General features: G+C 60.3%; 16 protein-coding genes and 1 riboswitch. Of the genes, 5 read left to right on the forward strand and 11 right to left on the reverse strand.

The genetic code is table 11. The features are described from left to right. Positions 1 to 8 precede the first annotated feature (8 nt). Complete coding sequence (locus tag L4X63_RS13515; protein ID WP_250679171.1) at positions 9 to 1,427, forward strand: DegQ family serine endoprotease; 1,419 nt, start codon at positions 9 to 11, stop codon at positions 1,425 to 1,427. Between the two features lie 264 nt (positions 1,428 to 1,691). Continuing rightward, on the forward strand, positions 1,692 to 4,022 hold the full coding sequence (locus L4X63_RS13520) for a methyl-accepting chemotaxis protein (protein WP_250679172.1): 2,331 nt from the start codon (positions 1,692 to 1,694) through the stop codon (positions 4,020 to 4,022). 113 nt (positions 4,023 to 4,135) lie between these two features. Here L4X63_RS13520 and L4X63_RS13525 read toward each other — a convergent pair whose 3' ends face one another. The 3 genes from L4X63_RS13525 to L4X63_RS13535 all read right to left on the reverse strand — a co-directional run bounded on the left by L4X63_RS13525 (position 4,136) and on the right by L4X63_RS13535 (position 6,133). Further along, a complete protein-coding gene (locus tag L4X63_RS13525; RefSeq protein WP_250679173.1) occupies positions 4,136 to 5,218 on the reverse strand; it encodes a GTP pyrophosphokinase in 1,083 nt (360 codons plus the stop codon). Positions 5,219 to 5,477: 259 nt separating this feature from the next. Then, the gene (locus tag L4X63_RS13530; protein ID WP_250679174.1) at positions 5,478 to 5,738 is read right to left on the reverse strand and encodes a DUF3553 domain-containing protein; all 261 of its coding nucleotides are present in this window, start codon (positions 5,736 to 5,738) and stop codon (positions 5,478 to 5,480) included. A gap of 194 nt (positions 5,739 to 5,932) precedes the next feature. Next, a complete protein-coding gene (locus L4X63_RS13535) occupies positions 5,933 to 6,133 on the reverse strand; it encodes a cold-shock protein (RefSeq protein WP_250679175.1) in 201 nt (66 codons plus the stop codon). A 352-nt stretch (positions 6,134 to 6,485) separates the two neighbouring features. Between L4X63_RS13535 and L4X63_RS13540 the strand changes: the two genes are divergently transcribed. Together L4X63_RS13540 and L4X63_RS13545 are read left to right on the forward strand one after the other, a co-directional pair. Then, complete coding sequence (locus L4X63_RS13540) at positions 6,486 to 6,641, forward strand: hypothetical protein (RefSeq protein WP_250679176.1); 156 nt, start codon at positions 6,486 to 6,488, stop codon at positions 6,639 to 6,641. Positions 6,642 to 6,759: 118 nt separating this feature from the next. Continuing rightward, positions 6,760 to 7,671, forward strand: a complete 912-nt coding sequence (locus L4X63_RS13545; protein WP_250679177.1) for a lysophospholipid acyltransferase family protein — start codon at positions 6,760 to 6,762, stop codon at positions 7,669 to 7,671. Between the two features lie 9 nt (positions 7,672 to 7,680). On the opposite strand, the gene L4X63_RS13550 is transcribed toward L4X63_RS13545, so the two are convergent. From L4X63_RS13550 to L4X63_RS13575, 6 genes are all read right to left on the reverse strand, one after another. Then, positions 7,681 to 7,977 carry a hypothetical protein gene (locus tag L4X63_RS13550; protein ID WP_250679178.1) on the reverse strand — a complete coding sequence of 99 codons (297 nt, stop codon included), beginning with the start codon at positions 7,975 to 7,977 and terminating at the stop codon, positions 7,681 to 7,683. Between the two features lie 9 nt (positions 7,978 to 7,986). Next, positions 7,987 to 9,687, reverse strand: coding sequence for a response regulator (locus L4X63_RS13555; RefSeq protein ID WP_250679179.1), 1,701 nt, complete (start codon positions 9,685 to 9,687; stop codon positions 7,987 to 7,989). A gap of 6 nt (positions 9,688 to 9,693) precedes the next feature. After that, positions 9,694 to 11,679 (reverse strand): methyl-accepting chemotaxis protein, encoded by a 1,986-nt coding sequence (locus L4X63_RS13560; protein WP_250679180.1) that lies wholly within the window; start codon positions 11,677 to 11,679, stop codon positions 9,694 to 9,696. A gap of 447 nt (positions 11,680 to 12,126) precedes the next feature. Further along, positions 12,127 to 15,090, reverse strand: coding sequence for an IPT/TIG domain-containing protein (locus L4X63_RS13565; protein WP_250679181.1), 2,964 nt, complete (start codon positions 15,088 to 15,090; stop codon positions 12,127 to 12,129). Positions 15,091 to 15,237: 147 nt separating this feature from the next. Beyond that, positions 15,238 to 15,314, reverse strand: a riboswitch (cyclic di-GMP riboswitch). Positions 15,315 to 15,529: 215 nt separating this feature from the next. Beyond that, positions 15,530 to 16,096 carry a hypothetical protein gene (locus tag L4X63_RS13570; protein ID WP_250679182.1) on the reverse strand — a complete coding sequence of 189 codons (567 nt, stop codon included), beginning with the start codon at positions 16,094 to 16,096 and terminating at the stop codon, positions 15,530 to 15,532. A 389-nt stretch (positions 16,097 to 16,485) separates the two neighbouring features. Beyond that, a complete protein-coding gene (locus L4X63_RS13575) occupies positions 16,486 to 16,836 on the reverse strand; it encodes a hypothetical protein (RefSeq protein WP_250679183.1) in 351 nt (116 codons plus the stop codon). Between the two features lie 223 nt (positions 16,837 to 17,059). Between L4X63_RS13575 and L4X63_RS13580 the strand changes: the two genes are divergently transcribed. Beyond that, the gene (locus L4X63_RS13580) at positions 17,060 to 17,644 is read left to right on the forward strand and encodes a hypothetical protein (protein ID WP_250679184.1); all 585 of its coding nucleotides are present in this window, start codon (positions 17,060 to 17,062) and stop codon (positions 17,642 to 17,644) included. An 18-nt stretch (positions 17,645 to 17,662) separates the two neighbouring features. On the opposite strand, the gene L4X63_RS23905 is transcribed toward L4X63_RS13580, so the two are convergent. Together L4X63_RS23905 and L4X63_RS13590 are read right to left on the reverse strand one after the other, a co-directional pair. Then, positions 17,663 to 18,934, reverse strand: a complete 1,272-nt coding sequence (locus L4X63_RS23905; RefSeq protein WP_250679185.1) for an Hsp70 family protein — start codon at positions 18,932 to 18,934, stop codon at positions 17,663 to 17,665. Positions 18,935 to 19,034: 100 nt separating this feature from the next. After that, positions 19,035 to 19,373 (reverse strand): zinc ribbon domain-containing protein YjdM, encoded by a 339-nt coding sequence (locus L4X63_RS13590; protein ID WP_250679186.1) that lies wholly within the window; start codon positions 19,371 to 19,373, stop codon positions 19,035 to 19,037. Positions 19,374 to 20,046: the final 673 nt, after the last annotated feature.

Here is a 20,046-nt window from a genome sequence, read left to right on the forward strand (position 1 = left end):
GTGACAGTATGAAACTCATAACAACAACACGCCTGATCTCCCGCGGCGCCATGGTGCTCCTGGTGGCGGGCGCAACGCTGCTTGGAGGGTGCAAGAAGGACAAGCCCGCCGCCCTGCTCGCCTTCCCCCGCTCCTTCTCCGAGCTCGCGGAGAAGGTGCAGCCGGCGGTGGTTAACATCAGGAGCACCAGCACGGTCACCGTGCCGGGCGATCCCTTCCTGCACTTCTTCGGCCGCGACGGCAGCGCCCCCGGTCAGGACGACTTCTTCGGCAACTTCTTCCACGACGTCCCGGACCGGGCGGTCAAGCAGCAAAGCCTCGGCTCGGGGTTCATCATCGACCGTAACGGCTACATCATCACCAACAATCACGTGGTCGACAAGGCGGACGAGATAAAGGTGAAGCTCTCCGACGGCAGGGAATTCACCGCCAAGGTGGTGGGAAGGGACTCCAAGACCGACCTGGCGCTCATCAAGATATCCTCCACGTTCCGAGAGCTCCCGGTGCTCCCGTTGGGAGACTCCGACAAGATGCGGGTGGGGGACTGGGTGCTGGCGGTCGGCAACCCCTTCGGCCTCGAACACACGGTGACCCAGGGGATCATCAGTGCGACCGGCAGGGTGATCGGCTCGGGCCCCTACGACAACTTCCTGCAGACCGACGCCCCCATCAACCCGGGGAACAGCGGCGGACCGCTCATCAACATGCAGGGTGAGGTGATCGGCATCAACACCGCCATCATCCAGGGGGGACAGGGGATCGGGTTCGCCATCCCAAGTAACCTCGCGAAGTCGGTCAGCAGCCAGATCAGGGAGAAAGGGAAGGTGACCCGCGGCTGGCTCGGAGTCTCCATCCAGACGGTGACGCCGGAACTGGCGCAGTCGCTCGGGCTCAAGGAACCCAAGGGGGCCCTGGTCTCGTCGGTGATGACCAACAGTCCGGCAAGTGCTGCCGGGATTCACGCCGGGGACGTGGTGATCTCCTGCTACGGTCACGCCGTGGCGAACGCCAACGATCTCCCGAGGATCGTGGCCGAGGCCCCGGTCGGCAAGGAGATTGCCATCACCGTGATCAGGGACGGCGCCGAGCTCCCCCTGCGGGTAACACTAAAGGACGCCTCGCAGGCGGCTGAAGCCCGGGGAACGCTCTCCTCGCAGGCCGATCTCGGCGTCACCGTCAAGCCTCTCGACCACCGGCGGGCGGCGCGCAACGGGATCGCCAAAGGGCACGGCGTGGTGGTCGCCGCTGTGGACGAGGACGGTCCTGCCGGAGCGGCCGGGATCCGCCCGGGAGACGTCATCCTCGAGGTGAACCGGAAACCGATCCGCGGGGTGCAGGACTTCCTGGACGCCCTCTCCGCCGGGCGGACACCGCTCCTCATCCTGCTGCAACGCGGCGGAACCACCTTCTTCGTGACCGTCGGATGACCGAGGGGCAGCTCCCGCGGCAATAAAAAAAAGGCACCCCGTTTCGGCAGAGTGCCTTTCGTCTCCCCCCCCCACTTTTAGCCTATTTAAGTTTCCGCACCTGAACAATACCTCACCCTAACCGGTTACGCCCCGGGCTTAAAACGGAATTAACACAAATAAGCTCAAGTCATTACCTCGCAAAGCCGATAGGCCCAATTACTTGAGATCATTCCGGCTTTTTTACGCACACATTGTAGTGCATCCCACAGTTGCGAGGTAAACATGAATTGGTTCACTAATGCGAAGGTCAGCACCAAAATCATCTCCGGCTTTGTTGTGCTATCAGTCATCACGCTCGCGATTGGAGCAATGGGACTCAAGAACATGCACACAATCAACGTCCTTTCCGACAACATGTATCAAAAAGAGATGCAGGGTCTCTCGTTCATAAAGCAGGCGAACATCGACCTTCTCTATGTAGTGCGCGCCGAGAAGAACTTCATCATGTCTACCACCAAAGAGGAGAGGGAGCGTTACGCCGCCAACGAAGCAAAGTACAAAGTCATGCTCAAGCAGGATGTCGACAACGCCCGCCCCCTCTTCTACACCGAGAAGGGTAAAGAACTGATGAAGAAGTTCGACGCCGGCCTGGCCGACTGGGAGAAGGCCCACCAGAAGGTCATGGACACCGCTGCCAACGAACCGCTGGCCCAGGCCAAGGTATCGACCGCACTCTCTTTTGGAGAAGCCCGGCAGAAAGTCAACGTCATCGACGAGTTAGTCGCCGGCCTCAGCAAGGTCAAAGAGGCCAACGGCAAAAAGGCCAACGACGACATAAACTCCATCTATCACACGAGCTTTATTTCCATGGCCGTCTTCATCGGCATCGGGATCGCGATCGGTATGGCCCTCGGCGTCTTCATTTCCCGCATGATCAGCCGCGCGCTCGCCAAAGGGGTCGATGTTGCCAACCGCCTGGCCCAGGGCGATCTCACCGCAACCATCGGGGAGACCAGTCACGACGAAACCGGACAGCTGCTGGCCGCCATGCAGACCATGGTGGACAGCATCAAGGCACTGGTCGCCGACAGCATGTCGCTTTCCAGGGCGGCGGTGGCAGGAAAGCTTGCCACCCGCGCCGACGCAAGCAAGCACCAAGGGTCGTATCGCGAAGTCATCGAAGGGGTAAACGGGACTCTCGACGCCGTGGTCGGGCCTTTGAACGTGGCGGCCGACTACATGGACCGCATTTCCAAAGGGGATGTACCTCCCAAGATCGCCGACGAATACCGGGGAGACTTCAACGAGATCAAAAACAGCCTTAACCGCTGCATTGACAACGTCAACGCCCTGATCGCCGACGCCAATCTGCTGGCCGAGGCCGCGAAGGAAGGGGCACTGGCCACCCGCGCCGATGCCGGCCGCCATCACGGCGATTTCCGCAAGATCATAGCCGGGGTAAACGCTACCCTCGATGCGGTCATCGGTCCGCTCAACGTGGCGGCCTCCTACGTGGAGCGGATTTCCAAGGGGGACATGCCCGATCAGATCCAGGACGCGTACAAGGGAGACTTCAACGCCATCAAGAACAACCTGAACCTGCTGATCGGCGCCACCAACGAGATCACCGCCGCAGCCAAAGAGGTTGCCGCCGGTAACCTTACCGTCAAGCTGACGGCACGCTCCGCCAACGACCAGTTGATGCAGGCCCTCTCGGCCATGGTCGAAAAGCTCCGCATGGTCGTCCAGGAGGTCAAGGCTGCCGCCGACAACGTCGCCACCGGAAGCCAGCAGATGTCTTCGAGTGCCGAGCAGATGTCCCAGGGGGCGACGGAACAGGCAGCGGCGGCAGAGGAGGCATCCTCCGCCATGGAGGAGATGTCGGCCAATATCAGGCAGAGTGCCGACAACGCAATGCAGACGGAAACCATCGCGGTGAAGTCCGCTACCGACGCCCGCGAGGGAGGCAAAGCAGTTTCCCGGACGGTCGACGCCATGAAGGACATCGCAGGAAAGATCTCGATCATCGAGGAGATCGCCCGCCAGACCAACCTGCTCGCCTTGAACGCCGCCATCGAGGCGGCCCGCGCCGGGGAACATGGGAAGGGGTTCGCGGTGGTGGCCAGCGAAGTGAGAAAGCTCGCCGAAAGGTCGCAAAAGGCCGCTTCCGAAATCTCCGATCTCTCGTCCTCGAGCGTCGAAGTCGCCGAAAGGGCTGGGGACATGCTTTCCAGGATGCTCCCGGACATCCAGAGGACGGCCGAACTTGTCCAGGAGATCTCGGCCTCCTCGAAGGAGCAGGATTCCGGTTCCGAACAGATCAACAAGGCCATTCAGCAGCTGGACCAGGTAATCCAGCAAAACGCCTCCTCCGCCGAGCAGATGTCGGCCACCGCCGAGGAGCTCGCCACCCAATCGGAGCAGTTGCAGGATACCATCGGCTTCTTCAACATCGGGGACTCCACAACCGGAAGCGGCGCGGCCTCCCCGGTCAGGGTTTCCCACCGCCCTGCCCCGCAGAAAACCGCGGCGGCCAAGCCCAAGCCGAAGAGGGTACTTACCCACGGTGCCAACCTGGAGCTGACGGGAGACGAGCAGTTCCAAAGCTACTGAGTTCCCACCTTTCCCTGCGTAAAACAAAAAGGCACCCGGGCCGAAGCCGGGTGCCTTTTTGATTTCAGTATCAGCCCAATGTGGAAGGCCTCGATTCCGCCGCGCCGGCGGACTCAGGCCGGAGTTTCCCTGGATGCCTTCAGCCACGCCGCGAAACGCTCCCTGGTCCCCTTGTAGAGGATGGGGCCGAACGCTTTCTGATCGTAAAGGTACAGACAGTGCCGTATGGAGGTGAAAGGGCCGAAAGTCTTTTCGGGGTTCCCGGCCAGGAACCAGTCGCGGTAATCCCTTACCACCTTCCAGTTCTCGTTGAGACACCTATGCAGATCCGATTTCTTGAAACCATTCTGCAGCTCCAGGATGTCCTGGACAAAGGTGTCGACCTTGTCCGCCTCGAATTCGGAATCCCGGAAGAAATGCCCGGCCACTCGCAGGAAGTTAAAGGCGTTGACGATTTTTCCGCTGGCGGCCGCCGCCGTCTGCCCCGCCGTGTCAGGGGCGGCATCGGGAGGGTCGCTGACCGGTGCTACCGTCGCCTGCAGCAGCAGTTCCGTGGTGGCATTGCGGATTTCCTGGAATTCCCGGTCGGCCAGCTCGAAGAGCGCCGAAAGAACGGTGATTCTCCGCTTGAGATCGGTGGGGATCGATTTCTTGTACTTGATCTTGTGATCCAGCACGCTCCAGGCATCCTGGACCATGGACCGGATCTGCACTTCGCAGGAGAAATCGCGGCACGCCTGGTACTTCGTCAGGGCGGCCATCTCGTCGTTCAGGGCCAGGTCCAGGTGCAGCCCCTTATAGCCGAAGGAATCCTCGGTGCTCTCCACCGCGGATATCTTGTCGGTGACCTCGAGAACCTTGAAGTGGCGCTGCAACACCTCGGAGACCGCCGAGATCTGGTCCTTGTAGAGGCAGACGATGCGGACGCCGATCAGGTCGGTGATGAAATCCTTGATCTGGTACGGTTGCTCCCCGGCTTCGAGCTTCATCAGGTATTTGCGGTTAAATTTCCTGATGCACTCCTCTTTGTCCTTGACCCGGCCTTCTATTTTCGTCACCTCGCCCACGTCCAGCCGGTTGAGCAGCGAAGAGATGATGCGGATGTAGGCGCTCCTGGCATCGGCGAATCTTTTGCGATCGCTATCGTAGAATTTCCTGAAGGCCTTTTTTTCCGCCTCGAAATCGAGAGAGGGCATGATCGTATCCGTTTTTTACTTGGTGTGGCCGGCGTTCTTTAGGTTTAGGACTTCCGGGAAGGAGGGGTCATCGGGTCGAGGCTTCGGCGTGAAGGGGCGGGGGACGGCAAAGGTGCAGAGAGGTAAGGGGGAAAGATCCGGACCGGGGCGGCAGCGGCCTTCACCGCGGCGGCAAGGGCGGGGAGGGATAGGAAGCCGTTGTCCGGACCGGATGGGACCGGCGCGGAGCCACGCCCGGCAATGCCGGCGCGCAGCGCGTTCACTGCTTGCTTTTCCGCCCCTTGGAAACTGCCTTGACGCCCTTTTTTGCGGCAACCAGGGGTGCTACTTCGGGAACTACAGGGTGGTAGGAACTGTGCGCCGCGGGAACCAGGTCGTCGAAATGGGAGCAGGCAATCTTGCGGGTGGTCCCGTCGTTGAACAGGATGGACACCCGGTCGATAGTTGCCTCGACCACCTTGCCAACGCCCCATTCGGTCGCTATGGCATGGGTTACTACGTCTCCTTGCTTGACGGACATATCGGTCTCCTCTGAGTCCTGTAAAGCAAGGCCTCAGGTAATGCCTTGGCCCCGGAGGTGCCTCCGAAACGGGCTGGAGGGTCCGGGCTGGGGGAGGGATGCAGAAAAGGCACGAGGCCCTGAAGACAGGGCCTCGTCCAATGGCGAAGCTACTGACCGGCTGCGGGATCACCGGGCCGGACAGCGTACGAGAACTAGACCTTTTTCACGTTGGCGGCCTGGAGACCTTTCGGTCCCTTGACCACATCGAACGTCACCCTATCGCCTTCGACCAGCGATTTGAAGCCGTCGCCGCTGATGGCGGAGAAGTGGCAAAATACGTCCTCGCCGCTTTCCTGTTCGAGGAAACCAAACCCTTTGCTGTCGTTAAACCATTTCACCGTTCCGTTTGCCATGTCTTTCTTTCTCCGAGTATTTCCGCTGTTTTTATCCGGAATCTTTCCGGATCTATTATGGTTTAACAGCTTAATGCCCGTAATGCAAGCCTTTATAATTTGGATGCTAGGCAAAACAAACGGCACGCCGCATACTTTTTGCAGCAAACTCCCCGGCAAAACCAGTGGGAACGAGAGGTATAATGAGTCCAAACAGCTGGTTACCAGCTGCCAGAGACTCGAATCTCCCGGATCGCCCCGGCATAAAACCATAAAACCATCAATCTGCTTGCTATTAAATATATACGCAGGCACTATGGAAACGATTTTTGAACGGCAAACAGCGGAGAACGACCGGCTCCGAGGAGATCACATGGCCAAGCCCAACTTCAAATTCCAAAAACGCCAGAAAGAGTTGGATAAAAAGAAGAAGCAGGAAGAAAAACAGCAGCGCAAACAGGAGAGGGCTGCGTCCTCGCTCGAAGAGGAACCGGGCGCCGAGGAAGAAGGCGAATCGGAAACCGAGTAACGCCCGACCCAAATGCCGCCAGCGGGCGGTTAACGTACCAGGACATATCCGGCGACGGACAATTTGCAGACGCCACGAAAGCGATCCGGAAACGGCAGATTGAGGAAGAAGGGGAGCCGTGAAGCGAATCGTCTGGAAAGCCCAAGCCGCCGCATTTTACTGTCTCACCTTTGGCGCCGCCATGGTGCCCGCCGCCATCTTTGACCGCTTCGCTTCCGGAATCGGGCATCTTATCTCATTCATCCTCTTCAACCGCCGTAAAATCCTTTTTGATAACCTACGCCGCGCACTCCCCTTCATGGAGCACCATCCGCTCTGGTCGCCTCCCTGCGGGGATGTCCGCAACCTGGCCACGGAGACCTTCGAGAACATGGGGAGGTCCCTGGTCGAGGTCTGCCGCCTCTACCACGGCCAAGGGGAAGAGGTCGTCGCCGGCATCGAGTTGCGCGGACGCGAGCACTTCGAGGCGGCCAGGGCTAAGGGAAGAGGGATGATCTGCCTGAGTGGCCACTGCGGCAATTGGGAACTGATGGCTTTGGCGATCGGCCGCCTCCTCGGAGAGGGAGCGGTGATAGCCAACCAGCAGAAAAACCCGTTTTTCAACGAGATGGTGGAGCGGATGCGCATGCGCTACCACAGCCGGGTTATCTACAAGAAGGGGGCGTTCAGGAGAATGCTGGCCGAGCTGAGGAGAGGGCACCTGATCGGCCTGCTCGCCGATCAAGCGGACTTTCCTGCCCAAGGAGTACTGATCGACTTCATGGGACGCAAAGCATGGGCCTCCAAGGCCCCGGTGCAGATCGCCCGTAAAAGCGGCGCCCCCCTGGTTCCGGTCTTCATCCATCGGGAGGGGGGACGGCACGTTATCACCTTTTATCCCGAACACCTTCTCGGCGACGATCTGAGCGAAGAAGGCACCGGAAAGGAAATCCAGGCCCTGTCGCGTTACGTAGAAGATTACGTGGTCGCCCACCCGGCCCAGTGGTACTGGGTGCATCGCCGCTGGAAGCGGGCAGAAGGGCTCGTCTAGGCCCCGGCCTCACGCCCCTTTGGTGGCGTGCAGTACCGGGAGCAGATTCATCTCGTCAAGCAGCTCGTACAGGTTGTTGTCCCCCACCAGCATGGCTATCTTGCACCTCTTCTGGTTGACGGCCTGGAGCAGGAAGCCGATCACCGAAGAGGGCATCGAGAAGGACTCCGGTATCCTCAGCAGGATATCCCCCGCCCCGCCGGCGACGATCCCGTTAACCGCATCCCGTATGGCAAGATAATCCTCCACCGACTTGATATTGCCGTAAATGGTCAGCTCCCTGTTCCCGCTTATCTCTATTCTCATGGCGGCTCCTCAGCTCAGATACTTAAGAAGGCAGAGACTGTTTCCCTGCCGGTTGTAAAACATTCCGTCGACGTACCTGCGGATCATCTTGAGCCCCCGTCCGCAGCTCCGGTCCACCCCCGCCTTTTTCTCCAGCGCCGAGTTGAAATCGAACCCCTTCCCCCCATCCGAGATGGTCAAAAGCAGCAACGAGCGCTCCCCGGGCAGAAAACGGAGGGCGATTTCCACGAGAATGCCGGCCGACGGGTCCGGGGCCGGGGTAGCCAGGTAGTCGTCGTAGCCCCCCTCCTCGATCAGGCGGGACTTTTGCTCCTGATCGAGCCCCAGGCATCCATGCTCGTAGGCGTTCATCAGCGCCTCGGCCGCCGCGATGGCCAATTCCTCCCGCCCTTTTTCGCTAAACCCGGCCAGATGGGCACAGGTATCCCCCACCCATGTCCCGGCCTTTCCAACCACTCCCAGCCCATCCTTGACCGGGAAGAATTCCGAGGCGATCCGGTCCCCCTCCAGCCGGGTGAAGCGGATGGAGGTGCTGTCGTCGTTCTTCCCGAGGACCAAGCGGTCGAAGCGGGCCATCAGCTCGGCCGAGAGGAAGGTCTCCCCGAAATCGGCGGGAAGATGGGCCCGGTAGGTCTTTCCGTCGCTGGTCTCGGCGTCGCTCAACCCGTCGGTGTAAAGGAGGATGCTTTCCGCCGCGGCGAGGCCGAACTGCTGGCTGTCATACCCGTGCAGGGTGGTGGAGATCGGAGGGTTTTTTCCCTTTATCCGGCGCACCACCGTGCCGGTTGTCCGCAGCAGCAAGGGAGGGAGCCCGAACAGCGCGGCGTCCGCCACGTCGCTGTCGTGGTGGAGAAGCAGGAAGCCGCAGGAGAGCACCTCGTCCGGCAGGAGAACGGTGTGGCAGAAGTTGATGAACAGCTTTATCACCCGGTCGAAGACAAAGCGGTGCTCCTCCTCGTACAGGGCGAAGAGGTAGTTGAGGAAAGCGACCGAGCACATGGCGGTAACCGAGGCCGAGAGCCCGGCTCCCATGGCATCGACCAGGAATACGAGCACATCGCCGTTTTGGTGCCGCCGCACCATGTAACCGTCGCCGCACATGATGTCCTGCGGGCAGTAGGAGATCTCGGCTATCCACCCCCCGCCGTGGCCCGGCGAGCCCAGCGGGGTGAGGAGGTTCGCCAGGTCGTTCCTGATGAGGTGCTCTTCCTTGCTCTTGGCCAGCTCCTGTTGACGGTTATGGTAACGCCTTTCGTAGCGCAAGAGCTCCAGCTCCTGCTGCCGGTTTACCTCCAGCACCTTGCGGGCCACGATCTCGCTCGACACGGAACTGAAGGACTTCAGAATGGAAGCGAAATCGATCGGCTTGGTGAGGAACTTGGAGACCCCGAGGTTGATGGCCTCGATGAGGACCCTTTTGTCGGTCTCGGTGGTCAGCAGGAAGATGGGGACGCTGTTCCCGGAGCGGCGCAGCTCACGGATCATCTCCAGCCCGGTCATGACCGGCATCAGGTGGTCGGTTAGAATCAGGTCGGGATGCTCGGCCTCCGCCAGCTCCAACCCCTCCCTTCCGTTGACTGCCACGAAGAGCCGCTTGAAGTGGCGCGCCAGCCTCGCCTGGACCATCATCCGGAGAACGGTGTCGTCCTCCACGAAGAGCAGCGTCAGCTGGGCCGCGTACTCCAGGGCCTTCTTCGGGATCGTCTGCATTAACGGCTACACCCTGAACTGGTTGAGCTCCCGCTGAAGAGAGGACGATTTTTCGGCCAGCAGCTGGGAGACCTCGCGGGTGTTCTCCCCCGCGTAGCTGATCTGCTGGGAGAGGTCGCACATCCGCTGGGTGACGGAGATCAGCTCCTTGGTGCGCAGGGCGATGGCGGTGCTTTTCTTCACGAGGGTCAGCGACGAATTCACCGTGCCGGAAAGCTTGTCGTTGGTGGAGGAGGCGGCGCCGATCAGCTGCTGGGATCCCTGCGAGATGCCGACGATGTCGTTGGTGATCCGGCCGACCTCGGAATGGATGTCGTCGATGGTCACGGTGATCTTCCCCGTGATGCCGCCGATCTCCACCAGCGATGCCTGGGTCTTTACCGCCAGCTTGCGCACCTCGTCGGCGACCACGGCAAATCCCCTTCCCTGCTCTCCGGCCCGGGCGGCCTCGATGGAGGCGTTCAAGGCGAGCAGGTTGGTCTGGTCGGCGATGTCCGAGATGATCTCCAGGACGGAGCGGATCCGCTCGGCTTCGAGGTGAAGGCTGTCCATCCGGCGGGTGAGCTCCACCTGGGCATCCTTGTCCCGCAGGATGAGGACGTCGAGCTCTCCGAGATCCTTGATGAAACTCGCAAGCATCCCCGAGGTCTGCTTGAGCACCTCGGCGGAGGTGGCGGCCAGTTCCTCGGTGATGTCGAGATCCTTGCCGACCTCGGAGACCAGCTGGCCGGAGGTGGAGACCAGGGCGAACTGGTCGTTGATGTTCCTCGCCAGACTCTCGGCGGTGGCGGACAGCTCCTCGCTGGCGGTGGCCGTTTCGTGGGAGCTCTCCGAAGCGGAACGAACCACCCGCTGGGTGGCATCGAGGAAGGTGTTGATCGAGTCGCTGGCCAGGGAGACCTCGTCATTGCCGAGCACCCTCACGCGCCGGGTGAGGTCCCCTTTGGCCAGGTGGCAGGATGCGTCGGTTATGCAATCGAGGGAGGCAACGACGCCGCGGATCGCCAGCATCGCGCAGAGCAGGGTCCCCGCCACCGATAAGACGGTCACGCAGATGAGAACGATCATGGTGGTGCGGGTAGCGGAAATAAGTTCTCCGGCCCTTCCGGCCAGGTCGCCGGCCAGACGGTTCTCCACCTCTTTGAGCATGTCGATACGTTTGGTGGCCACCTCGAACCAGTGCGCCGCGTCGATCCCCCCGAGAGTCGGGGCATCCCCCTTCTCGAGCGCCGTCTTCCTGAGCAGGGAGACCTCGTCGACGGCGGGGCCGGTTACGGTATCGTCGAACATTTTCTTCTGCGAGCCGTTCGCGTAAAGGCGGAAAAGGTCGAGGTAGGTTTCCTGTTTGGCGAGCAGGGTGACGAAGCGGTTGAAGAATCCGGGGGCGAAGGAATCCCGGGCAAAGGTATTGGAAAGGGTCGCGCGCTCGATCCCCGCCATCTCCTTGGCGTAGAGGAGGTTGGCATAGCTGTTGGCCATGACGGCAAGGCTCGCATTGGAACTGACCAGGGGGAGAGAGGCGGGAATCTTCAGGAGCAGCGCGATGGTCTGCGTGTAGTAGCCGATGGCTGCGGCGGCATCCGTGCTTTGCGCGGTGACCCCGCTGCGGACCTCGGCGATCTTGCCCAACTGGCCGATCGCCTCGCTCTGCAACGTGGCGAAGGACGGATACCGGCTTCCGTCGAAACCCTGGAGCGCCGTTTTCAGCTTCTCGATACGGGCGTCGCTGACCTTGCGCTGCTCCGGCAGTTCCTGGGCGAACTTCGCCCCCTTGCTCCCCAGGTATCCGGCCGACATCCCCCGTTCCTTCTGCAGTTCATGGGCAAGGTCCCCGAAGCGGGTGGAGAGGACCGTCAAAGCGGTGACCGAGCTGAGTTCGCGGTATTCGGCAATCTTCTGGTAGGTCGATGAGACAGCAAAATAGGCCATCAACACAATGGGAAAACTGACAAGCAACAGTAACTTGGTCCTGATGGTGGTACCTCGAATCATCCCCTACCTCGTTCCCGGGGTCGCGTTTTACGCCCCCTTAAGCCGGACCGGCTCACCCGGCAAAATCTCGACAGCTGACGGAATTATCGGCAAAACGGTGTCATTCTTTAAGGGAATCACCGCCCACGCGCCACGAATTGACCATAGCTCGCGTCAGTCTGTAACCCGGCTCATATACGGGAAGGGATGAGAAAATATCAGCATTGGCCCCGGCAGGGTCGGCGGGAGGCGCTTCGATCATCGCGCCCTCCAGATGCAAAAGGCACCCGGCTGTGCAACCGGGTGCCTTTTTTCAACGGTATCCCCTTTCGGGGCGTACTTCCCAGCCCAAAGAATCGCGAAGCAGTCCAGGGTGAACCGGGTAAACAACGAAGGGGAGCGCCTGCCGAACGGCGCTCCCCCCTTGTTAAAGCTGCTGCCGGGCGTACCCGGCCTCGACCGTTATTTCTACTTCACCGTGAAGTACGAGCTCGAGCTCCCCGTCCCGCCGGCGCTGGTCACCGAAATCCTTCCGCTGGCCGCGCCGGAAGGGACGGTCACCACGACCTTGCTTGCCGAGAGCACCTGGAAGCGGGCAGTTACTCCCCCGATTTTCGCCGAGGTAATTGCTCCCAGGTTGGTGCCTACTACGGTGACTGCGGTACCGGCCGGTCCCGAGGTGGGAGAGAAGCTCTGGATTTTGGGGGATACCGAGCGGGTACCGACCGAAAAGCTGGTGCTGCTGGTGGCTGTTCCGGAACCGGTGGTGACACGGATGGCCCCCGAAGTTGCCCCCTTCGGCACCCCGCACACCACGGTGGTGTCCGATACCACCGTGAAGGGAGCGCTCACGCCGTTGAAGGTGACGCTGCTCGCCCCGGTGAAGCCCGAACCGGTAAGGGTAACGGCGGTACCCACTCCGCCGTAGGTCGGGGTAAAGCTGACGATGCGGGACGCCTGCGACAGCACGGTAAAGCTGGTGCCGCTCACCGCACTGCCGCCGGGAGTGGTCACGCTGATCGCGCCGCTCGTGGCCCCTGCGGGTACCACGGCACTGATCTGGGTTGCGGAGACGACGGTGAAGGAAGCGGCCGTGCCGTTGAAGGCCACCCGGGACGCGCCGGTGAAGTTGGCGCCGGTGATCGCGACGGCACCGCCGGCTGCGGCAGACGTCGGGGTGAAGCCGGTTATGGCAGGGGCCGGAGAGGTGACGGTCAAGGTCGCAGTTGTACTGACCGCCGATCCATCGCCGTTGGCCACCGCCACGTAGTAGGAGCCCGCGTCGGCGAGGCCTGCCGCCGCTATGGCAAAGGAGGCGCTGGTGGCGCCGGAAATGGGGCTGCCGTTTTTGTACCACTGGTAGGAAAGGGTCGGTACGCCGGTGGCGGTAACGCTGAAGGTCACCGGGCTCCCAGCCACCACCGATTGGCTCAACGGGTTTTGCGTGACGAGCGGCGCGCCGGGGGTCACGGTGACGGTTGCGGTGGCGAGCCTGGAGTTTTTGGCGCCATCGTAGGCGGCAAAGGTAAAGGTGTCGGTGCCGGTGAATCCGGCAGCCGGGTAATAGGTGGCGGTGTTGTTGCTGAGCCCGACGGTGCCATTGACGGGCTGGCTGACGATGCGCAGGACCGCACCGGTGCCGGTCACGGAGAGGGGAATGGTTACCGGCTGCCCGGCTACCCCCTGGGCGGAAACATCGCCGACCACGGGAGCTGCCGCGGTGTTCCAGCTGTCGTCACCGGGGCCCTGATGGCAGGTGTAGCATCCTATGGTTGCGCCGCGGTAGAAGGTCTGGGTGCCGCCGGCCGAGAAGGTGCGGCTCCCCTGGACCCGGGAGAGGACGGTACCGCGGTAATCCGTACCGTGGCAGGTCTGGCACCAGGCACGGCCGAGCGCGCTGACCTGGCTCTCATGCCCGCTCACCCAGCTCTGCCCGATGGGGTGCATCCCGTGAGGACCGCCGTTGGGGCTGGTCGGCATGGTGGCATGGCAGGAGGTGCACTCGGCAACCATCCCTACGTGACCCTGGAGCTGGATGTTGCGGATGTTGTCGTTACGTCCGGAGGACGGGAACTCCGCGTGGGTGGAGCCGTGGCATGCCGAACACTGCAGACCTCCGTGCCCGACCGAGAAGCGGTACAGGGAAAGTCCGGCGGCCGGGGTATTGGGGGTGGTGGCGAAGGTTTGATCTGCGGCCACCCGCGGTTGCCCGTTGGCGTCGAACGCGCTGGTGTAGAGTATCTGGCCGCTGTTCTTGGTTGCGGTGCCGGTGTGGCAGCTCTGGCAGGCAGGTTCCATGAACCAGCCGGTACGGGTGGGAGAGCCGACCTGGCTCATGGTGCCGTGGCAGCTTTGGCACTGCATGGCCATGGTCCCGTCCGGGGCGACGGAGCTTCCCATGGCACCCCGCAGGCAGCGGGTGGCCGAACCGGGGTGGCAGCGGTAGCAGGCGTTGCGGTTTCCGGCATCGTTTAACGTGACGTTAAGCTGCGGGTCCATGACCGTGGAGTGCTCGGTGTGCATGGAGGTGGTCAGCTGGGGGACGGTCCCGTTGGCGCTGGAAAAGCTGGGAAGCCCCAAGGCCTCCGAGGCGTGGCAGCCGGCGCAGAGGATGGGCTTGCCGTTGTTGGCCGTGGTGTAGAGGCCGGTGGCGTCGTACCCCTTGGCAGCCAGCGCGTCCCGGTATAGAGCGGCGTTATCGGCGAACTGTTTCTCGTCGTGCAGCTTGAGGATGTTGAGGCGGTAATCGCGATCCTTGGAGGAGGCGAACACCCACCCGGCGGCGGGCTGCGCGGCGGTCTGCGAGCCGGAAAGGTGGCATGCGGAGCAGTCCATCTCATCCGAAACCGGCAGCACGATGTCGCTGGTGGCGATGATCGTGTTGGTGGCGTCCCGCGCCACGAGGTGCATCAGCGGATAGCTGTTTTTGACCCCCTTGTCGTCGATGGGGGTGAGCGGAATCCCCTCGGCGCGGAACCAGTTCACCGGCGTGGAAACTCCTGCCGCCGGGCTGTTGGCCGTCTCGAACCGCATCGCCTGCGGGGTGTTGGCCGCCCCCGGCATGTTCCAGCCGGCCAGGCCGGTATCGGCGCCGTAAGGGGACGGCGCGCCGTAGAGGATGGAAGCGAAGAGCCCCCAATTCCCTTTGCCGATGGAGGTCGTATTGATCGAACCGTCCGGGTCGGCGATCGCCTCATAGGTCAAGGTGTACCCGGAACCGGTTGTCATCAATTTCCCACCAACGATAAGCTGCGCCTCTATCGTGTTGTAAGGGGGGAGAATGGAAAAAACCGAGTAGTCGCTGTCCATGCAGTGCATGCCCAGGTTGTTCCACCCCAAAATGGCGGAGCTGGCAGCCTGCGCCTGGGTGAGCCATCCCGCAGAGATCATGAAACAGAGCGCAACGGCGACAAAAAACTTTTTTACGTGCATAAATTTGCTCCTCTCTCACTGCCTACATGTTGTTCCTTGCCCCTGAACGGAAACCGTCAAGGGCGATAGGAATGAACCCATATATTCAGAAACAATGCGAGATCCGGAACAAAAAAAAGCCGGGTCGCCTTGATATCGAGTGGATATTTCGGCAACCCGGCTGTCTCGGTGAGACCCTATAGGCTTTCCGCCCCACCCTCGCGGGTGGTTGAGTATTGTCGTCTATCTGCTAAAAGTTGCGCTGCTTTTACCGCATGCTTTTTCCGAAGTCAACATTTAATTATCGCTATGTCCAAATGCCTCGTGATTACCGGCAATTGCCCGGCCGGTTGAAAATGGCCTCCTGAAAGATGGGGGCGCCGCTTGGTGCGAAAACGAGAAAGGCGCCTGGTCGAAACCGGGCGCCTTTCTCATATGGTAGCGGGGATAGGATGTGAAATCAGTTGAACGCCCCTGTCTGGGTCACCGAAAAGGCCCCGGCCGGGTAGGAACTTCCTGTTTCGTCGACTACCTCCTCGACGGCCGGGGCTCCGAGGATGACGGACTGGCCGGCAGCATCCGGCGCGGAAACCTGAAGCTGGATTTTGACAAACGCACTTCCGAACGAGGTGAACCCGGAACCGTCAACCAGGGCCACTTCCACTTCCCTGGTCGCCTGATCGTAGCTCGCCGCCACCACCCCCTGCACGGTGCCGATGACGAGGGCGATAGAGGACTGTGCCACCTGTACACGTCCTCCGTAAGCGTAGCCGCCGCTGTCGATGATCGGCTCTACTCCTTCGGGAACCGCAAAGCGGAAACTGATTCCCCTGACGTTGGCCGGGGAAACCGGGAGAGAATTGGAGAGGGTGAAGCTGGCCGTGTAGTTGCCGCTTTGGCCGCTCGCCACCGTCGCTGCCTGGCTTTGGGCGCTGCCGGCCGAGGACGCCCCCCCTCCGCCGCTGCCGCATCCCGCCAACATTGCGATGACAACCATTCCGATGGCCCAGACCTTTAAGTTTTTCATTGCCTGCCTCCTGCAGTTTCCTTTGAGATGCGGTTTCCTCTTCCGCGTATGGCCGTGCTTGGGCTTTCCTTTGGGAGATCGCTTACGCCCGACGAAGGAGAACTAGCAGGTACAATGCCAACGGGTAACTATGCCAAAACACGACAATTCGAAACACGCCCCCCTAACAAAACCGTCCCCGTGCGGGACAACTGTCCCATCAATGAACAGCGAAAATTGCACAGCCGCCGGACGCCATGGCTTCCGATCGGCGGTGATGGTGAACGTAGCGGCGGCGGATGGAACAGGGGACGGGGAACTTTCCGGAGCGGTAGATGAGGAGGCGACTGCGAGAGAAAGGGGGATGGGGGGGCGGGCGCCATGGCGCCTGGAGACCCCCACCCGGAGGGCTAGCGGCACAACAGTCGATAGGTGGCGTCGTTCAGGGAATCGGGCTTCAACGGGTATTCGATCGGGGGCTGATTCTTCTGAGGCTTCAGATAGTCCCCCGCCCGGTCGTAAGGGTAGGTGGCAATGGCAAAAAGCCGGTGCTGGGAGCAGGATGCGGTGAATTGGATCTTGACGCCCCCTTCGCCCCCCTTGGGTTTCACATAGTGCCACCGGACCCACACCGATGGCTGGCCGTGGTACGGCTCGTAGGAAAGAATATTGACCGAGGCTACCACGCTTTCGTCTTCCCGGTACAGTTCCCAGGCCCCCCAGGCGGTATGCGAGCCCATCAACAGGAAGAGAAGTGACAAGCTAAGGGCATTTCTGGTTATCACATCGGCCTCCTGACATTCATCTTGCCCGCTCTTCGATCAGCCATAACAAAAAAGATATCATCTATCGTTCGTTTTGGCAGAAGGCGCGGCAGGGATGCCGCTTTCCGGCATGTCATCGCGGAGGGAATACACCGGCAGGCACCGCAACAGCCAGCACCGTGGCATCGCTTGGTGGTAAGATAAGAAGTGGACGCCGACAATGAGAAAGGTACACCCCGCCATCGTCACGGCATCGTTTGCCGTAAGCTTGCTTCTCCTCGGGTACTGGGATTACATCAGCGGTTTCAGGCTCAGTCTCTTTCCCCTTTATCTGCTTCTCCTGGTCGTGGTCGCCTGGTACTTGGGAAAAGCCACCACGCTGGCAATGTCGGCCATAGCGGCCGCCATCATCATGGTCAAAGACAGCGCCGTGGTTCCGGCTCTCCACGATTTCTACTTCTACTGGGATGAGGGGACGAAGTGCGTCTTGCTGGTTCTCACCGGTTCGGCGGTATGGCAAATCAGGCATCTCCTCACGGAAAAGGAGACAACAAACAGGGAGTTAAGAAAGGCACTGTCCGAGATACGGGAACTGCGCAGGATGATACCGATCTGCTCGATGTGCCATTCGATACGGACCGACAAAGGCTTTTACGAGAAAATCGAGGTCTACCTAAGCCACCTCACCGGTGCCGAACTGACCCATGGTATCTGCCCGGCCTGCCTCAGGAAGAATTTCAGCCATCTTACCCGTTCCACGGGTCCCGAAGCCCGGCCGGCCCCGGCCAAATCCGAAAAAAAATGACTCCCGCTCGGTCAGCCCTCACGTGAAAAGAGGGACGCTGGCTCCGAGGCCTCCGACGACGCTGGTGAAGGCGTTCTTGGTCTCGAGCTTTTCCGCCCCGAAACGCTCTTCGAACAACCTCCTGACCAGCGGAATCCGTGAGGTTCCGCCGGTGAGAAAGACGGTATCTATCCCGGCACAATCGACTCCCGACTGCCTGATCGTCTCGTCTATGCACCCCGCGATGGTGCTTACGTTCTCGCGGTTGATGCTCTCGAATTCCTCTCTCCCCATCTCCTCCGCTATGCAAAGGTCCCGTTCGCTGAAACGGATGCTCGTTTGCTCTTGATTCGACAGCTCGCACTTCGCCTTCTCGATGGCCTGGAACAGGAAGAAGCCGTAATTGTCGTTGATGAGCTGTTCGAGGTTTTCAAGCGGTTTGCTGTCGACGGCGGCGTTTTTGATGAGCCGGATCTGCTCCCTCGTTTTTCTGGCCCGCAAAAGCGGCACCCGGTGCCATTGGCAGAGGGTGTGGATGATGCTGTGCGGGACATCGAAGAGCTCGCTCTTCCCCATCCCTCGATACTTCGCACCGCGGCCGAAGTACTTGGCGATCTTCTCCCACATGATCTGCGAGTCGAACTTGTCCCCCGCCGTGTAGACGCCACCTACGGCAAGGACGTCGCTCCGCCTGTCGGACCGCCCGAAGGCGCCCCCCTTGACCCGCATCACGGTGAAGTCGGAGGTACCCCCGCCGAAGTCCCCGATGAAGACGAGCTTTTCGGCGCCTGCGGCAAGGGATTCCTCGAAACTGAGGGCCGCGGCCACCGGTTCGAGCTGGAAATGGATTTGCGTGAATCCCGCCTTGCGTGCTGCCTTTTCCAGACGGCTCTGGGCAAGAGCGTCCTTCTCCGCATCCTCGGAAAAAAGGACCGGGCGCCCCAGCACCACGGAGTCGACCGGGTACCCTACGGCAGCCTCACCTTTCAGCTTTATCTTTCTCAGGATGACGGCCACCAGGTCGTCGATGCCGTACTTCCTGCCGTAGACCTCGGTCCCTTCGAAATTTCTGTTGGGGAGGAAGGTCTTGATGGATTGCATGAAGCGTCCTGCCGCGACGTCGTTTACGTAGTTGTCGACCGCCTCCTGACCGGCAAAAACCTCGTCATCCTCGTTGAAGTAGAGGACCGAACGCATCAGCAACCCGTCCCCTTTCAGTTCGTCAATCTTCAGCAGCTCGACCGATCCGTTTCTGTAGACGGAGAGAGCCGAGTTGGTGGTACCGAAATCAATTCCGAAAACTGTCTGCACGAAAACTCCTGGCGTAGAAAAAATAATGAGGGCGGTGCTGAGCGCCGCCCTCGAGTATTTATTTTGGGCACGCGACCGAAGTCGATGGCCCTTTGTGTTGTTAGGCCTTCTTTACGAACTCCGACTTGAGCTGCATGGCGCCGATGCCGTCGATCTTGCAGTCGATGTTGTGGTCCCCCTCGATGAGGCGGATGTTTCTCACCTTGGTGCCGACTTTGACCACCGACGACGACCCTTTTATCTTCAGATCCTTCACCACGGTGACCGCATCGCCATCGCTCAGGACGGCTCCAAATGCGTCGCGCACGACCGGTTGTTCCACGCTCGCTTCCGCCGCCACCATCGGCCACTCGTGCGCACACTCCGGGCAAACGTAGAGAGAACCGTCCTCATAGGTATACTCGGAACTGCACTGCGGGCATTTTGGCGTCGTACTCATACTTCTCCTCCTTCATCGGCTGATCGTAAAGTTGCCTTCGGTGGCCACCGGGGGACACCTGGACCCGAGATAGTAGCGCACCGGCGTCGCCGTGACAAGGAGTTTACGGGCAGGCCCCTTCACCCAGACGACCTCTGCCCCCACAGGCCGCGACCGTCAACAGCCGGTGCAGCTCGTTATCGTCCGTTGGCGAAAGTATTTCCGAGGATGCGAACACTTTTCAAAGTTTTACCGGGATTGTGGAAAGTCTGGAAGGTGTTTGGAAAACTTGGCGAGGAACTTTAACAAGTTAACGATGAAGTTTCACGGGTTGGATACTAACTTTTCGCAGATTAGAATTAATCATGAAGCATTATAAAAGGAAGTTGTCTAAGGTTGTGCTCTAATATTTACAGATTATAGCGCTGCTCGACAAAATTAAAAAGGTACCTAAAACAAATTGCCGCAAAACTTTATAAACTTTTACTGCAACTCGAAAAACTCTTGCTCCACGTATTACTTTTTTTTAAAACTATAAAAGGTTTTTCAGCAGGTCGGGATAACTCTGCGCAGAACTTTCAAATATTAAAGGCCAGGTTTTGCAACAGCACACACAACCTGTAAAAGTAGCGCCAAACATTTATAAAATGAGAGAAGGAACTGTGGATTTATGGGCAGGTGAAAATCCTTGTGT

Origin of the sequence: Geomonas sp. Red32 (assembly GCF_023652955.1) — a bacterium.
In the GTDB taxonomy this organism is placed as follows: Bacteria; Desulfobacterota; Desulfuromonadia; order Geobacterales; family Geobacteraceae; genus Geomonas.

What these genes read in the sequence shown, in the direction of transcription:
- L4X63_RS13515 (WP_250679171.1), top strand. Translation starts at nt 9, where the DNA reads ATGAAACTCATAACAACAACACGCCTGATCTCCCGCGGCGCCATGGTG.
- L4X63_RS13520 (WP_250679172.1), top strand. Translation starts at nt 1,692, where the DNA reads ATGAATTGGTTCACTAATGCGAAGGTCAGCACCAAAATCATCTCCGGC.
- L4X63_RS13525 (WP_250679173.1), bottom strand. Translation starts at nt 5,218, where the DNA reads ATGCCCTCTCTCGATTTCGAGGCGGAAAAAAAGGCCTTCAGGAAATTC.
- L4X63_RS13530 (WP_250679174.1), bottom strand. Translation starts at nt 5,738, where the DNA reads ATGTCCGTCAAGCAAGGAGACGTAGTAACCCATGCCATAGCGACCGAA.
- L4X63_RS13535 (WP_250679175.1), bottom strand. Translation starts at nt 6,133, where the DNA reads ATGGCAAACGGAACGGTGAAATGGTTTAACGACAGCAAAGGGTTTGGT.
- L4X63_RS13540 (WP_250679176.1), top strand. Translation starts at nt 6,486, where the DNA reads ATGGCCAAGCCCAACTTCAAATTCCAAAAACGCCAGAAAGAGTTGGAT.
- L4X63_RS13550 (WP_250679178.1), bottom strand. Translation starts at nt 7,977, where the DNA reads ATGAGAATAGAGATAAGCGGGAACAGGGAGCTGACCATTTACGGCAAT.
- L4X63_RS13555 (WP_250679179.1), bottom strand. Translation starts at nt 9,687, where the DNA reads ATGCAGACGATCCCGAAGAAGGCCCTGGAGTACGCGGCCCAGCTGACG.
- L4X63_RS13560 (WP_250679180.1), bottom strand. Translation starts at nt 11,679, where the DNA reads ATGATTCGAGGTACCACCATCAGGACCAAGTTACTGTTGCTTGTCAGT.
- L4X63_RS13565 (WP_250679181.1), bottom strand. Translation starts at nt 15,090, where the DNA reads ATGCACGTAAAAAAGTTTTTTGTCGCCGTTGCGCTCTGTTTCATGATC.
- L4X63_RS13570 (WP_250679182.1), bottom strand. Translation starts at nt 16,096, where the DNA reads ATGAAAAACTTAAAGGTCTGGGCCATCGGAATGGTTGTCATCGCAATG.
- L4X63_RS13580 (WP_250679184.1), top strand. Translation starts at nt 17,060, where the DNA reads ATGAGAAAGGTACACCCCGCCATCGTCACGGCATCGTTTGCCGTAAGC.
- L4X63_RS13590 (WP_250679186.1), bottom strand. Translation starts at nt 19,373, where the DNA reads ATGAGTACGACGCCAAAATGCCCGCAGTGCAGTTCCGAGTATACCTAT.